General features: G+C 73.5%; 14 protein-coding genes. 4 read left to right on the top strand and 10 right to left on the bottom strand.

Annotation, left to right across the window (positions count from 1 at the left end):
• Positions 1–100: 100 nt before the first annotated feature.
• The 4 genes from mshC to CG747_RS33530 form a co-directional block, all read right to left on the bottom strand.
• On the bottom strand, positions 101–1,330 hold the full coding sequence (gene mshC, locus CG747_RS33545) for a cysteine--1-D-myo-inosityl 2-amino-2-deoxy-alpha-D-glucopyranoside ligase (protein ID WP_100605638.1): 1,230 nt from the start codon (positions 1,328–1,330) through the stop codon (positions 101–103).
• 133 nt (positions 1,331–1,463) lie between these two features.
• Positions 1,464–2,381: an SCO1664 family protein gene (locus tag CG747_RS33540; protein WP_180985807.1), complete on the bottom strand. Its 918-nt coding sequence runs from the start codon at positions 2,379–2,381 to the stop codon at positions 1,464–1,466.
• Positions 2,345–2,935, bottom strand: coding sequence for a DUF3090 domain-containing protein (locus CG747_RS33535; protein ID WP_100605636.1), 591 nt, complete (start codon positions 2,933–2,935; stop codon positions 2,345–2,347). The genes CG747_RS33540 and CG747_RS33535 overlap by 37 nt, the downstream gene beginning before the upstream one ends.
• A 131-nt stretch (positions 2,936–3,066) precedes the next feature.
• Entirely contained in the window at positions 3,067–3,765 is a 699-nt protein-coding gene (locus tag CG747_RS33530) for a histidine phosphatase family protein (RefSeq protein WP_100605635.1), read from the bottom strand.
• 118 nt (positions 3,766–3,883) lie between these two features.
• On the opposite strand from CG747_RS33530, the gene corA reads away from it, so the two are divergent.
• On the top strand, positions 3,884–4,876 hold the full coding sequence (gene corA / locus CG747_RS33520) for a magnesium/cobalt transporter CorA (protein WP_100605634.1): 993 nt from the start codon (positions 3,884–3,886) through the stop codon (positions 4,874–4,876).
• A gap of 22 nt (positions 4,877–4,898) precedes the next feature.
• Here corA and CG747_RS33515 read toward each other — a convergent pair whose 3' ends face one another.
• Together CG747_RS33515 and CG747_RS33510 are read right to left on the bottom strand one after the other, a co-directional pair.
• A complete protein-coding gene (locus CG747_RS33515) occupies positions 4,899–5,687 on the bottom strand; it encodes a hypothetical protein (RefSeq protein WP_100605633.1) in 789 nt (262 codons plus the stop codon).
• A 261-nt stretch (positions 5,688–5,948) separates the two neighbouring features.
• Positions 5,949–7,004, bottom strand: a complete 1,056-nt coding sequence (locus CG747_RS33510) for an LLM class F420-dependent oxidoreductase (RefSeq protein ID WP_100605632.1) — start codon at positions 7,002–7,004, stop codon at positions 5,949–5,951.
• 158 nt (positions 7,005–7,162) lie between these two features.
• Between CG747_RS33510 and CG747_RS33505 the strand changes: the two genes are divergently transcribed.
• Together CG747_RS33505 and CG747_RS33500 are read left to right on the top strand one after the other, a co-directional pair.
• Positions 7,163–8,146: an aldo/keto reductase gene (locus CG747_RS33505; RefSeq protein WP_100605631.1), complete on the top strand. Its 984-nt coding sequence runs from the start codon at positions 7,163–7,165 to the stop codon at positions 8,144–8,146.
• Positions 8,143–10,533, top strand: a complete 2,391-nt coding sequence (locus CG747_RS33500) for a helix-hairpin-helix domain-containing protein (RefSeq protein WP_100605630.1) — start codon at positions 8,143–8,145, stop codon at positions 10,531–10,533. The genes CG747_RS33505 and CG747_RS33500 overlap by 4 nt, the downstream gene beginning before the upstream one ends.
• 78 nt (positions 10,534–10,611) lie before the next feature.
• Here the strand turns inward: CG747_RS33500 and CG747_RS33495 are convergent, their stop codons facing one another.
• Complete coding sequence (locus CG747_RS33495; protein WP_100605629.1) at positions 10,612–11,295, bottom strand: hypothetical protein; 684 nt, start codon at positions 11,293–11,295, stop codon at positions 10,612–10,614.
• Between the two features lie 47 nt (positions 11,296–11,342).
• Here CG747_RS33495 and CG747_RS33490 point away from each other — a divergent pair, with 47 nt between their 5' ends.
• Entirely contained in the window at positions 11,343–11,531 is a 189-nt protein-coding gene (locus CG747_RS33490; protein WP_014059547.1) for a DUF5703 family protein, read from the top strand.
• Between the two features lie 87 nt (positions 11,532–11,618).
• On the opposite strand, the gene CG747_RS50780 is transcribed toward CG747_RS33490, so the two are convergent.
• The 3 genes from CG747_RS50780 to CG747_RS33475 all read right to left on the bottom strand — a co-directional run bounded on the left by CG747_RS50780 (position 11,619) and on the right by CG747_RS33475 (position 14,582).
• Complete coding sequence (locus CG747_RS50780) at positions 11,619–12,443, bottom strand: chaplin (RefSeq protein ID WP_100605628.1); 825 nt, start codon at positions 12,441–12,443, stop codon at positions 11,619–11,621.
• A gap of 185 nt (positions 12,444–12,628) precedes the next feature.
• The gene (locus CG747_RS33480) at positions 12,629–12,862 is read right to left on the bottom strand and encodes a chaplin (RefSeq protein WP_100605627.1); all 234 of its coding nucleotides are present in this window, start codon (positions 12,860–12,862) and stop codon (positions 12,629–12,631) included.
• 394 nt (positions 12,863–13,256) lie between these two features.
• Positions 13,257–14,582 (bottom strand): M20/M25/M40 family metallo-hydrolase, encoded by a 1,326-nt coding sequence (locus CG747_RS33475; protein WP_100605626.1) that lies wholly within the window; start codon positions 14,580–14,582, stop codon positions 13,257–13,259.
• Positions 14,583–14,869 lie beyond the last annotated feature (287 nt).

Raw genomic sequence — 14,869 nt, 5'->3', positions numbered from 1 at the left:
ACCGCACCGCGCCGGGAAGGACCCGGGCAACGACGAAGGGGCGCCCCCGCCATCCGGCAGGGGCGCCCCTCACACATCCGGCCTCAGCCGCGGGCGCGCCTCACAGCGCCACGCCCAGCAGCGCGTCCACCGCACGCGAGACGAGCCCGGGCGCGCCCTCGTCCGTGCCGCCGCCGTTCTCCTGCGCGGCGGCCCAACGGTCCACCGCCGCCAGCGCGACCGGCGTGTCCAGGTCGTCGGCGAGCGCGGCGCGGATCTCGGCCAGGAGGGCCTCGGCGGGCGGACCGTCGGGACGGGAGACCGCGGACCGCCAGCGGGCCAGCCGGGCCTCGGCCTCCGGGACCACCTCGTCGGTCCACTCCCAGTCGCTGCGGTAGTGGTGGGCCAGCAGCGTCAGGCGGATCGCGGCCGGGTCGATGCCGTCCCGCCGCAGCTTGGAGACGAAGACCAGGTTGCCCTTGGACTTGGACATCTTCGCGCCGTCCAGGGCGACCATGCCGGCGTGCACGTACGCCTTGGCGAAGGGGTGTTCGCCGGTCAGTGCCTGGGCGTGCGAGGCGCCCATCTCGTGGTGCGGGAAGGCGAGGTCGGAGCCGCCGCCCTGGACGTCGAAGCCCATGCCCAGGTGCTCCAGGGCGATGGCCACGCACTCGATGTGCCAGCCGGGCCGGCCGCGGCCCAGCGAGCCGCCGTCCCAGCTCGGCTCGCCGTCGCGGGCGGCCATCCACAGCATCGGGTCGAGCGGGTTCTTCTTGCCCTCCCGCTCCGGGTCGCCGCCGCGCTCCGCGGACAGCAGCCGCATCGCCTCGGCGTCGAGGCCGGAGACCTCGCCGAAGTGGGCGTCGGAGGCGACCGAGAAGTAGACGTCGCCGTCCAGCTCGTAGGCGGCGCCGGCGTCGCGCAGCCGCTCCACCAGGGGGACGATGCCGGGTATCGCCTCGACGGCGCCTATGTAGTGGCGCGGCGGCAGCATCCGCAGCGCCGTCATGTCCTCGCGGAACAGGGCGGTCTCGCGCTCGGCGAGCGCGGTCCAGTCGTCACCGGTCGCCACCGCCCGTTCCAGCAGCGGGTCGTCGACGTCGGTGACGTTCTGCACGTAGTGCACCTGACGCTTCGTGTCGAGCCACACGCGCTGAACGAGGTCGAACGCGTTGTAGGTCGCCGCGTGCCCCATGTGGGTGGCGTCGTACGGCGTGATGCCGCAGACGTAGATACGGGCGACGGGACCGGGATCGAGGGTTACCCGTCCGCCGGTCGCGGTGTCGTGGATCCTCAGGTCGCGGCCCTGACCAGGCAGGGCGGGGACCTCAGAAGCGGGCCATGCATGCATGCCTTGAGCGTAACCGGACGGATGTTCCGCATACGAACCGGAGGGGCTTCTCTGGCCGGAAAGGCGGTCTTGTGTTCCACGGCCGGATGTGTCAGGGGCCAGGGCCGGTTGAGTCGTACGACGGCGCCCGGGATCAGACCGGCGGCCAGGGAATCGCCGGCCACTCCCCGCTCGGCTCCGGGTGCCGCCCACTGCTCAGCAGCCCCTCCACCCGCGCCCGCACCGCCGCCAGCTCGGCTTTCGTGATCAGTTCGGCCAGCCGGACGGCGAGCGGCGCACCGTCCGCCAGCGCCGCCCGCAGGTCGCGCAGCACCCTCAGCGCCTCGTCGGTCAGCGGCTCCCCCGCCCAGCCCCACAGGAGCGTGCGCAACTTGTCGGCCGAGTTGAACGTCACACCGTGATCGATCGCGAAGAACGCGCCACCGGCCCCGGGCAGCAGATGGCCGCCCTTGCGGTCCCCGTTGTTGATCACCGCGTCCAGGACGGCCAGCCGGCGCAGCCGCGGGTGGTCGGCGTGGACCAGCAGCGCGGTGCGCCCCGCGCCGATCTCCGCCCGGCCGACCGCCTTCCAGCCCGGCGCCGGCTCGTCCTCGGCGACCAGCGCCAGCAGCTCCGGCACCTCGTCGCCGTCCCCGGGCGGGGCTATCCACTCCTGGACCATGCCGGTCCCGTACGGGCCGTCCCGCAGCACCGTGGTGGGGATCAGGTCCCAGCCGCAGGCCCGGGAGACCTCGTACGCGGCGACCTCGCGCTCGGCGAGCGTGCCGTCGGGGAAGTCCCACAGCGGGCGCTCGCCGCGGACCGGCTTGTACACGCAGTCGGCGCTGCGCCCGTCGAGCGCGACGGTGCAGTAGAGCACGGCGTTGGAGGCGTCCTGGATCTGGCCGCGGACGGTCAGCTCGCCCTCGGCGAGCAGCTCCGGCGCCAGACTGCCGACGGGCTCCCGGACGGGCTCCGGCGGGGCCTGCGAGGCGGCCTGGGGGCCGGCCGGTTCGGCGGTGGGCTCCATGGCGCTCAGGCGTCCCGCCGGTATCCGTTCTGGCGCGGGCATACGTGTCCCTCCGGGTCGAGCGGCAGGCTGCACAGCGGGCACGGCGGGCGGCCCGCGTTGACGACGTCCAGCGCCCGCTTGGCGAACGCCCGGGCCATGGTGCCGGTCAGCCGCACCCGCAGCATCGGCGGGCCGTTCTCGTCGTCCTGGAGCAGCCGCTCCTCGGCGTCGGCGAGGTCCTCGTCGCTGTCGGCCTCCAGCTCGACCAGCGCCTGGGCCTCGACGATCATCCGCTCGTCCTCGCCGTCCCAGGCCAGCGCCATGGTGCCGACCCGGAACTCCTCCTCCACCGGCGTCTCCAAGGGCGCGGTGTCGGACATCTCGGTCGGGGAGACGGCGGGCACCGGGGCACTGCCGCCGCTGCGCCGCACCACCTCGTCCAGGAGCTCGTCGATCCGCTCGGCGAGGGCCGCCACCTGGGTCTTCTCCAGGGCGACGCTGGTGGTCCGGCCGCCCGCGGTGGCCTGGAGGAAGAAGCTACGGCGACCAGGCAGCCCGACCGTACCGGCCACGAAGCGGTCCGGTTGGTCGTAGAAGAACACCTGACGGGACAACGTCCTGCTCCGTTTGTCTCGACTGCTGGGTCAGTGCGGTCGCTGCGATCGCGGTGTCCCGGCGGGAGTACTGCGCGGATCACAGGGGCGTCGCGGGCAGCGCCGTCGCACCACCCTACTGCGCCCGCTGATCACGCTGCGCCCGCACCGCCTCCGATGGCCGCGTCCCGCTCGCTCCCGGCCCCGCCGCCGTCCTCACGGGGCACCAGTGAGGCGAGGTCGCCGGTGTCGCCGAGCCGCACCACGTAGGGGCGCAGCCGGGTGTAGCGGACCACGGTCACCGAGCACGGCTCCACGGAGATCCGCTGGAAGAGGTCCAGGTGCATGCCGAGGGCGTCGGCGACCAGGGATTTGATGATGTCACCGTGCGAGCACATCAGGTAGGTCGCCTCGGCGCCGGAGGTCTCCTCGACCCGGGCGTTCCAGTCCCGGACCGCGGCCACCGCGCGGGCCTGCATGTCGCGCATCGACTCGCCGCCAGGGAAGGCGGCCGCTGAGGGGTGCTGCTGGACGATCTCCATCAGCGGTTCGTCGATCAGCTCGGCGAGCTTGCGGCCCGACCAGTCGCCGTAGTCGCACTCGGTGATCCGCTCGTCGGTCGTGAGGCGCAGCCCGGGGCGGGCCGCCAGCAGCGGCGCCAGGGTCTCCCGGCAGCGCTGCAACGGGCTGGTAACGGCGGCGGCGAGCGGGATCCCCGCGAGCCGGGCGGGCAGCGCCGCGGCCTGGGCGGCGCCCCGCTCGTCGAGGGCGACTCCGGCGGTCCGGCCGGCGAGCACCCCGGAGGTGTTGGCGGTGGAGCGGCCGTGCCGCACCAGGATCAGCGTGGGCATGACTGCAACCCTAGAGCCTGTCGTCAAATGCCCGCCGCCGCCCGTGGAGCGGGCCGGGCGGCGGCCGGTGCGGGCACCCGGCCCGCTTCCCTGGCAGGGGCCCCGGCGACGGGCGAGAATGCCTGATGTGATCGTGGACTGCGCCATCTACCGCGAGGGCCGCCGCCATGAGTGCGCGACGGATTTCTCCCGCGCGCTGGACACGGCCCGGGCGGAGGGCCGCTCGTTCCTGTGGCTGGGCATGTACGAACCGACCCAGCACGAGTTCGACCAGGTCAGCAGCGATTTCGGGCTGCACCCGCTGGCCGTGGAGGACGCCCTCAAGGCGCATCAGCGGCCCAAGCTGGAGGTCTACGACGACTCGCTGTTCATGGTGCTGAAGCCGATCACCTACGACGTCGCGGCCGACACCGTGACCGCCTCGGAGCTGATGGTCTTCGTCGGCGACTCGTTCGTGGTCACCGTCCGGCACGGTACGGCCGGCCCGCTGGCGGCGGTCCGGCGGCGGCTGGAGCGCCACCCGGAGATCCTGCGGCACGGCCCCGGGGCGGCGCTGTACGCGATCAGTGACGCGGTGGTGGACCACTACCTGGAGGTCGCCGGCGAACTCCAGGTGGACATGGAGGAGTTGGAGGCGGAGGTGTTCGCGCCGATCCGCCGGGAGACCAGGAGCACCGCCGCCCAGATCTACGCGTTCAAGCGCGAGGTCCTCGAATTCCGCCGGGCCACCGTGCCGTTGGTCGATCCGGTGACCCGTCTGCACAGCACCGGGGTGCCGTTCATCCACGACCACGCCCGGCCGTTCTTCCGGGACGTCGGCGATCACCTCGCCCGCGTCAACGAGTCGGTGGAGGGCCTGGACCGGCTGCTGTCGGACATCCTCGCCGCCCATCTGGCGCAGATGGGGGTCCGCCAGAACGACGACATGCGCAAGATCTCGGCGTGGGCGGCGCTGGCCGCGGTACCGACGCTGATCGCGGGCATCTACGGCATGAACTTCAGCGACATGCCGGAGCTGAAGTGGTCGCTGGGGTATCCGATGATCCTGGTGGTGATGGCCGTCATCGAGGTCTCGCTCTACCGGCTGTTCAAGCGCCGCGGCTGGCTGTGAGGCGCCCGGAGCGGCGGGCCGGTCAGGCGAAGTCCGGCGCGGCGGGGGCCGGGCCACCCAGCGCGTTCCGCCGCTCGGGCATGGTGAGGCTGACCATCCGCCGCCAGCCGACCAGCCGCTCGTAGCCGTAGAACGCCATGATCCCGGCCTTGAGCAGCGCGGACTTGAGCGTCGGCCACCGCAGGATGCGGCCCATGTGCGCCATCACGGCCAGGCTGACGTCCCGGTGGACGGCGATCTCGGCGAGCGCGCACTCCCGCAGGATCCGCTGGATGGTCCGCCCGTGGCCGGCCCGGGCCAGCCGCAGCAGTTCCTCGTGGCAGTACGCGAGGTGGTTCTCCTCGTCGCGGCAGATCATCCTGACCGCCTTGCCGACCTCGGGGTGGTCGCCGAAGTACGTGCGCAGCAGCAGCATCTGCTCGGCCGCGCGCTGCTCGGTGACCCGGCTGTGCGCGAGGTAGGTGATGACGTCCCGCTCGCCGAGCGGCTCCGCGCGGCGGAGCTGGTCGTGGGCCAGCCCGATGCCCCGCCGCTCCAGCAGCATGGTGTAGTCGGTGGCCGCGGGGACGTCGACGGGCGTCAGGCCGCGCTTGCGGAGCAGGGCGTGGAAGATCCGGCCGTGCTTGTCCTCGTCGGCGCCGTGCCGGGCGACCTTGGGCGCCAGGTCGCGCTGGGACGTCGGGAGCAGCGCGGCGATCCGGCCGTTCTCCCAGCCGCCCTGGGCCTCCCCGCTGGCCGCGATGGAGCAGAAGAGGCGGTAGGAGGCGTCGTTGTCGACGATCTCCTGGAACAGGCTCCTGGCCGAGAACATCAGCGTCACCTCCGAACGGACACGCCCGTGAAGGGAAAGCCAAACGCCGTCTTCCGCCGCCGGCAACCGGGGGCGGAACCCGTGCGCCCGTTCGCGTGACGGGGCCCGGGGCGCGCCCCGTAACCCGCCCGCCGCTGAGGCGTTGAGTTCCGTGACGGCCGTGGCGGGGAAGACCCCCGAGCCCCCACCACGGCCGCAGCGCTCCTCCGAAGGCCCGGCGCCCAGGCGCCGGGCCTTCGCGCGTCCGGGGTCCGCCGGGGGTTACGCCAGCCCGGCGCGCTCCAGCGCCTCGACGCCCGCACGGAGCGAGGCCACCCGCTCGTCCAGGGTGAAGCCGGCCGGCGCCAGCGTCAGCGTGGTCACGCCGGCCGCCGCGTACGCCTGCATCCGCTCGGCGATCCGGTCGACCGAGCCGAGGAGGGTGGTCTGGTCGATCAGCCGCTCGGGGATCGCCGCGGCGGCGCCGGCCTTGTCCCCGGCCAGGTACTTGTCCTGGATCTCGGCGGCCTCCTTCTCGTACCCCATCCGCTGCGCCAGCTGGTTGTAGAAGTTCTGCTTCCGGCTGCCCATGCCGCCGACGTACAGCGCGGTGTACGGGCGGAACTGGTCGGCGAGCGCGCTGACGTCCTTGTCCTCACCGACGGACAGCGGGAGGGTGGGGCAGACGTCGAACCCGTCCATGGTCTTGCCGGCCGCTTCGCGCCCCGCCCGGAGGTGGGAGACCGCGGTCTCCTCCAGGTGGTCGGCGGACGGGAAGATGAGCAGCGCGCCGTCGGCGATCTCGCCGGTCTGGTGCAGGTTCTTCGGGCCGATCGCCGCGATGTAGAGCGGGATGTGCTCGCGCTCCGGGTGCACGGTGAGCTTCAGCGGCTTGCCGGGGCCGCCGGGCAGCGGCAGCGTCCAGTGCGCGCCCTCGTAGGACAGCCGCTCGCGGGTCATCGCCTTGCGGACGATCTCCACGTACTCCCGGGTGCGGGCCAGCGGCTTGTCGAACTTCACGCCGTACCAGCCCTCGGAGACCTGCGGCCCGGAGACGCCCAGGCCGAGCCGGAACCGGCCGCCGGAGAGCGAGTCCAGGGTCGCCGCGGTCATCGCGGTCATCGCGGGCGTACGGGCCGGGATCTGGAAGATCGCCGAGCCGACGTCGATCCGCTCGGTCTGCGCGGCCACCCAGGAGAGCACCGTGGGGGCGTCGGACCCGTACGCCTCGGCCGCCCAGCAGACCGCGTAGCCGAGGCGATCGGCCTCCTGGGCCACCGCGAGATTGTCGGAGTCCATCCCGGCGCCCCAGTAGCCGAGGTTGATGCCAAGCCTCATGCCGCTCCCCTTACCCATCAGTAACGTCGCTGTTCCGGGGACTCTAGCGTGCGGGTGCGGCGGTCGTCATCGGTGGGCCGGACCCGGTCCGCGGCGGCGGCCCGGCCGTTGTCCACAGGTCCCCTGATCGCAAGGCCCGGCGCGTAGTGTCTGGGCCCATGGAGCAAAGGCACCTCGGCCGCACGGGCCTGCGCGTGTCCCGCCTCGGGCTGGGCACCCTGAACTGGGCACGCGACACCGGCGAACAGGACGCCGCCGAGCAGCTCAAGACGTTCTGGGAGGCCGGCGGCACGCTCGTCGACACCGCCGACATCTACGCCGACGGCGGCGCCGAATACCTCCTCGGCCGGCTGCTCGAAGGGCTGGTGCCCCGCTCCGACCTGGTCATCGCCACCAAGGCCGGCAGCGTCCTCGCACCGGACCGTCGGGTCGACGGCTCGCGCCGCCACCTGCTCACCGCCCTGGACGCCTCCCTCACCCGCCTGCGCACCGACTACGTGGACCTCTGGCAGCTGCACGCCTTCGACCCGCACACCCCGCTGGAGGAGACCCTCCAGGCACTCGACCTGGCGGTGGCGACCGGCCGAGCGCGCTATGTCGGCCTGTCGGGCTTCTCCGGCTGGCAGCTCGCCAAGGCCGCCACCTGGCAGTTGGCCGCCCCCGACGTGCGCAACCGCCTCGCGAGCACGCAGATGGAGTACTCCCTCCTCCAGCGCGGCGTCGAACGGGAGGTGCTGCCCGCCGCCCGGGACCTGGGGGTCGGGCTGCTCCCGTCGTCCCCCCTGGGCCGCGGGGTGCTCACCGGCAAGTACCGCCACGCCACCCCGGCCGACTCCCGCGGCGCCTCGGACCACCTCGCGGCATTCGTCGCGCCCTATCTGGACGACACCGCGAGCCGGGTCGTCGACGCGGTCGCCACCGCCGCCGACGGACTGGCCGTCACCCCCCTGCAGGTCGCGCTCTCCTGGGTCCGCGACCGCCCCGGCGTCACCGCCCCGATCCTCGGCGCCCGCACCGCGCAGCAGCTCAGAGCCTCGTTGTCAGTGGAGGCGCTTAGTCTTCCTGACGAGATCCGCCGGGCGCTGGACGATGTGTCGGCTCCGGTGCACCACTATCCCGACCACAACTGGAGCACGCTGTGAGTACCGACCGCGCCGGCGACAACCCGCCCGAGCAGGAGGCTGTCGCGCCCGGTGACGAGGCGGTCGGCCAGGCCGGCGCCGGAGCCGGCGGCGACGCCGGCGGCACACCACAGCCCGCCCCCGCCGCGTCCGTGGCGGCGCTGGCGGCCGCGGTGCGGGCCGTGGAGAGCGGTCAGCGCTCCGCCGCGTCGTTCTTCGCCGAGGCCCCGCGGGCCGGCAAGGCCACCGCACCCGCCGCCCGCCCCGCACGCGACGGCGCGGCCGGACCGGACCGGACCGGTCAGCCGGCAGCGGCGGGCCCGGCTCCCGAGGCGGCCGCCCCGCACCCCGCCGGACCGCAGCCCGCCCCGGCCCGGCCGACCGCACCGGCCCCCGCCGCCCAGGGCACCGCGCCCGGCCCCGCGGTCCCCGCGGCCCGCCCCGCCGTCGCCCCGGCCCCCGGCATCGAGGGCGTACGACAGGTGCTCGCCGCCGGCGGCGCCCCCGAGGCGCTCGCGGAGCGGGCCGCGGAGGCGCTCGGCCAGCAGGCCGCCGAGACGCTGACCGAGGACCCCTGGCAGCTGCTCGCGGTGCCCGGCGTCCGCCCCGAGCAGGCCGACGGCTTCGCCCGGGCACTGCTCGGCCCCGCCTGCGGTCCGGGCGACGAACGGCGCGCCCAGGCACTGATCGGCTGGCTGCTGGAGCAGGCCGCGGTCGCCGGCCACTCCGCCCTGGAGGCGTCCGCACTGCGCGCCGCCCTCGCCCAGCGCGCCGTACCCGACCCGGACGAGGCCCTCCAGAGCGCCATCGCGGACGGCGCGGTACTGGTCTTCCAGGACGCGCTGGACACCCCGGGCCGCCCACGGGCCGCCACGGAGGACGACGAGGAGCAGCCGGTCCGCGTCCTGCTCGGCCTGGACCGGCTCGCCATGGCCGAGGAGAGCGTCGCCGACGGACTGGCCCGCCTGCTGAACACCTTCGAACCGCCCGCCGACGCACCGGCCGACGACACCGGATCGGACGCCGAGGCACCGACCGGCGAGGACTCCGCCGCCGGGGACTCCGCCGCCCCGGACGGCCCGGCGGACGCGTCCCCGGACGCCGACGGCCCGGACGCCCCGCCGGCCCCCGGGGCCGAAGCCGCCCCGGTCCGCCCCTCCCCCGACGCCTGGGCCGCCGCCGCGACGGCCGCCCCCTCGCCCTCCGCCGCCGAGCTCATCCGGACCGTGGCGGACAGCGGTCTGACGGCCCACACCGGCGGCGAGGCGGCCCGCGCCGAACCCGCCGCGCTGATCGCCGCGGCCCGCGCCCTCGGGCTGCGGGCGTTCGGCGCCACCCACACCGCGGACGGCCGCCGACGGCTGGCCGCGCACCTCGCCGAGGCCGCACCGGACGGTGCCGCCGGGGAGCCCGCCGGCCCGGCCTCGGCGGACGCCGCGGTGACGGTCGCCGGCCTGCTGTCCGGGCAGGAGGGCCCGGGCCGTGACGCGGACGGCGCGCTCGCCCTCGACCTGCTCGTCGTGCTGGACGCCCCGCAGCTGGACCTGGACACCGCCGCCCTGCTCGTCGAATCGCTGTCCGACGGGACGCGCCTGGTGCTCAGCGGCGACCCCGGCGTCCTGTGGTCCGCCGGCCCCGGACGCCTCTTCCAGGACGTCCTGCAGTCCCGGTTCTGCCCCCAGGTCGCCTCCCGCACCCCGGACTTCGGGCCGATCGGCGAGCTGGTGTCGGGTATCGGCATCGGCGAACTCGACGCGGTCGAGGCGCCCGGCAAGGAGGTGGTGACCGTCCCGGTGCGGGACGCCGGCGAGGCGGTGCACCGCACGGTCCAGCTGGTCGCCGACTCGGTGCCCCGGGCGCTGGGCATCCCCGCCGACCAGGCACAGGTCATCACCGTCGGCCACGGCGGCGCCGCCGGCACCCGCGCGCTGAACTCCGCGCTCAAGGAGCGCCTCAACCCCGGCCCCGGCCGGTTCGGCGGCTTCGACCCCGGCGACCGCGTGGCGTACGCCCCGGCGCCGGGCCGGACCGTTCCCGGCACGGTCACCGGTGCCGGCGCCGACGGCCTGCACCTCGACTGCGACGGCACCGCCGTGGTCGTCCCCCGCGAGCAGGTCGACTCCGGCGCCGTCCGGCACGGCTGGGCGCTCACCGCCCAGCAGGCGGCCGGGTCGCGCTGGCCCGCCGTGGTCGTGGTGCTCCCCGGCGACGCCGCCGGCGGCCTGACCCGCGCCTGGGTCTACACCGCCTTCAGCCGCGGCGAACGGCATCTGTCGGTGGTCCAGGGCGTGGACCAGGCACTCTCCCGCGCGGTCGCCGAGCTGCCCGCCAAGGAGCGCACCACCCGGCTGCGGACGCTGCTGCGCCTGCAGGCTGAGGAGCAGTCGGCGGACCCGGCGGCGGACTGACCGCCCCCGCCCGAAGCGGTGGGCCCGCGGGACGACGGCACACCGGCCGTCCGTCCCGCGGGCCCGTCGCGCCGCGCCTCACCGCCTCCGGTCGGCCGGCTCCAGCAGCTCGTCGTCATCGTCGTCGTCGAGTTCCTCGTCGAAGACCGAACTGACGTCGAAGCGGCACACCACCCGCTGCGGATCCACCTGGTCGAACGGCGCGGCGAGCCACTCGCCCGGCTCGGCCGGCTCGTCGACGGCCGCCACCCACAGTGCGGAATCGCCCTCCTCCAGGCCGAACTCCTTGTGCCGGGAGGCGATCTCGTCCGGTTCGTACTCCCCGAAGAGCACCCCGAGCGCGGCGTAGACGCTGCTGCCGACCACCGCGGCCGCATCGGTGGCACTGCCCGCCGCGTCGTCGGCGGCGTCCGGGTCCAGGGACGCGATGCGCTGTGCCTGATGCAGCAGGCGCTGCGGCTTGGCGACGGTGTAGTCGCGCCGGATGAGCACGCTCAGCGCACTCGGCTCCTCGGGCCCCGCGTAGGCGGGCAGGGTGTCGTTCCCCGGGATCTCGAAGGGGGTGACCTCGTCGTAGGCGTCGTAGAGCAGCTCGTCATAGGCCTCAGCAGCCGCGGCGACTTCGTCGAACGCGGCGTAGACGGCCGGGTCGTCCGGCCCCGAGCGGCGCTCGACCGCGTCGAGGTGACGGTCCAGCGCGGCTTTGACCGCCTCAGCGGCGGCACGTACCTCGGCAGCGGAAGGCTGCGCAGCATCAGACATAGTGCAGACGCTATCCGTACCGGGGCCGGTCCCGCACAATAGATGCGATGCCGGAATACGAATTCTGCGATGTGTATGTGCCTCGGGGCGTGTCCCGCAAGGCCACCACACGCCTGCTGACCGACCATGCCGAGTACGGACACTGGGAGTTGGACCGACTTCGTCTCAATCCCGACGGTAGCCGCCGGGTCCGGCTGCGCCGTCGGATCATCCGACAGCTCCGCGCGACGTGGTGAGCGCCGGGAGGGCGTGATCGCAGCAGAGCGGGCCCCGGTCCAGGACCGGGGCCCGCTCCGTCGTACGGTCACACCAGGTGCTGCCGATCAGCTACGGACGGTACGCGCCCGCCGGTAGAGGACGGCTCCCCCGAGCAGCAGTCCGGCGCTGCCCGGGATCGCGTAGCCCAGCGCTCCGGCACCGGTGTGCGCCAGCTGCCGCTCCCCGGTGTGCGGTGCGCCCGCGGTCTGCGTCCGCACACCCGGGGTGCCCGGCGTCTGCGGGGTGCCGGACCCCGGCCCGTGCGGGTTGCCGGGGCTCCCCGGGTGCCCCGGCTGGTGCGGAGTGCCCGGGTGGTGCGGGCTGCCGGGATGGCCGGGGTGGCCATGCTCCGGCGGTTGGCCGGGCTGCGACGGGTGGCCGGGGTGGTGCGGGCGGCCGGGGCCCGTCGGCGAGGCGTTGTCGCAGTCGTTCCCGAACGACGGGTTCAGCGCGCCGACCACGTCAACGCTGTTGCCGCAGACGTTGATCGGCACGTCGACGGGTGCCTGGATGGTGTTGCCGGACGCGACGCCCGGCGAGCCCTTCGCCCCGCCCACGGCGGTGGCCCCGCCGTGTTCCCCGGACGTCCGCCGGTGCTTGCCCCCCTGGCCGTGCCCGGTGTCGCGGCCGTCTCCGTGCCGCCCGCCGGATCCGTTCGCGCAGTGGTTGCCGAACGCCGGGTTGAGCAGACCGACCACGTCGACGGTGTTACCGCACACGTTGACCGGAACGTCGATCGGCGCCTGGATCGTGTTGCCCGATCCGATGCCCGGCGAATTCGCCGTCCCGCCCGCGGCGTTGGCGTCCGCGTGCGCGTATCCGGCGGCCATGGCGAGTACGCCACCGGCGGCCGCCATGGTGATCAGGCCTTTTCGTGCGACCTGCCTCATGAGTCTTCCTCTGCCTTGTGCCTAACGGGAATACGGGCGGGTGACTGCCGGCGGAGGTGAACGTCACGCTCCGCGGACTGCCTCATGGGGAGGAATCACCCGCCCGCGAAAATGCCCAGAGGCTCCGGAATGTCGGAAGGACATTCCGGAGCCGGGACGGGCCGGCCCTCAACGGGCCGGAGACGTCAGCGGTTCACGCAGGTGTTGCCGAAGGTCGGGTTCAGCAGGCCGATCACCGAGATCGTGTTGCCGCAGACGTTCACCGGAACGTGGATCGGGGCCTGCACGACGTTGCCGGAAAGCACACCCGGGGAGTGCACCGCGGCACCCTGGGCACCGGAGTCGGCAACGGCCAGCCCGGCGCCGGCCATAACGACACCACCGGCAATCGCAGCAGCGGCGACGACCTTCTTGATCATGGTTCCTCCTTGTAGGCAATGCGGTCCCAGCCGCGGACCGCAATCAGATCAACGAAGACCGTGCCGTTGAAGCTACGAACACATCGCGGCATTCACTCTTTCCAGCGAAGTCAACGCGAAAGGCAGGAAGTTCACGCCGACTCCGCCCTCTCCACACGCCGCCTCACAGGCCAACACCCGCCGCCCGCAAGGTCGCAGGAAAGGCACCCACCCGCTCCGGCCGCGTGCCGGAACCCCGCCCCCCGCCGACGAAAGAACCGTTTCACCTTCGCCTTTCCTCTTGAGGCCCCCGGTTTCCCGACCCTCGCCTCCACCAACCGAAGCCCCTTCCAGGCCAGTTCGGCCCAGGCCGGCTCAGGTCGGCCCAGGCCGGATCAGCCCCGTTCGGCTCGGCTCAGCTCTGGTCGATGAATCGGTCAAGCACCCGCACCCCGAACTTCAGGCCGTCCACCGGCACCCGCTCGTCGACGCCGTGGAACATCCCGGCGAAGTCCAGCTCCGGCGGCAGCTTCAGGGGCGCGAACCCGAACCCGCGGATCCCCAGATCGTCGAAGGACTTGGCGTCCGTCCCTGCGGAGAGCATGTACGGCACGGCCCGTGCGATCGGGTCCTCGGCCTGCAGCGCCGACTGCATCGCGTCCACCAGGGCGCCGTCGAAGGTGGTCTCCAGCGCCTTGTCCGCGTGGACGTCCTCGCGCTTGACCCGCGGCCCCAGGATCCGGTCCAGGTCCGCCAGGAACTCCTCCTCGTACCCGGGCAGGAAGCGGCCGTCGACGTGGGCGGTGGCCTCGCCCGGAATCACGTTGATCTTGTAACCGGCGCCCAGCTGCGTGGGGTTGGCGGTGTTCCGCAGCGACGCGCCGATCAGCTTGGCGATGCCGCCGAGCTTGGCCAGCGTCGCGTCCATGTTCTCCGGGTCCAGTTCGGTGCCCAGCGCGTCCCCGAGCTCGTCCAGGAAGGCCCGCAGCGTCTTGGTCACCCGCACCGGGAAGTCGTGCCGCCCCAACCGCCCGACCGCCTCGGACAGTTCGGTGATGGCGTTGTCCCGGTGGATCATCGATCCGTGCCCGGCCGACCCGGCCACGGTCAGCTTCATCCAGTGCATGCCCTTCTGGGCCGTCTCCACCAGATACAGCCGCAGGTTCTCGTTGACGGTGAACGAGAACCCGCCGACCTCGCTGATCGCCTCGGTCACCCCCTCGAACAGCTCCGGGTGGTTGTCGACGAGATACCGCGCGCCGTAGGTGCCACCGGCCTCCTCGTCCGCCAGGAACGCCAGCACGATGTCCCGCGGCGGCTTACGCCCCGTGCGCAGCCGGTCGCGCACCACGGCCAGCGTCATCGCGTCCATGTCCTTCATGTCGACCGCGCCGCGGCCCCACACGCACCCGTCCGCGATCTCTCCGGAGAACGGGTGGTGGGTCCAGTCGTCGGCGTTGGCCGGTACCACGTCGGTGTGCCCGTGGATCAGCAGGGCCGGCCGCGACCGGTCCTCCCCCTCGATCCGTGCGACGGTCGACGCCCGCCCCTTGTGGGACTCGAAGATCTGCGGCTGCAGACCGACCTCGGCGAGCTTCTCCGCGACGTACTCGGCGGCGACGCGCTCCCCCGGCCCCGAGTGGTCGCCGTAATTACTGGTGTCCATCCTGATCAGATCCCGGCACAGGTCGACCACCTCGTCCTCACCGGTGACCGTACGGGCCGGCTGCGACTCGCTCATGCCGAAACCTCGCTTCGCTCGGCCCCGCATTCGCGGGGCTCGCACCTTTCCATGGCTCGCTCGCGCAGCTCGCTCACACTGCCTCCTCTTGGTTCACGGCCGCGGCAACACCCGAGAGCGCTCCACGGCGGGGTCCACCGCCATCCTCCACCCCGCACCCGCTCCGCCCAAGGCCGCAATACCCCCGACATGCCCTGGTCACAGCCGCGCGGCGGCCCCGGACCGGGGGTGATCGACCACCCCCGAACGTTTGCTATTGTTTTCCTCGTCGGAACGGCCCGGAGGCC

Source organism: Streptomyces sp. CB02959 (genome assembly GCF_002803155.1).
Taxonomy (GTDB): Bacteria; Actinomycetota; Actinomycetes; order Streptomycetales; family Streptomycetaceae; genus Streptomyces.
This window is presented reverse-complemented; position numbering and strand designations above follow the sequence as displayed.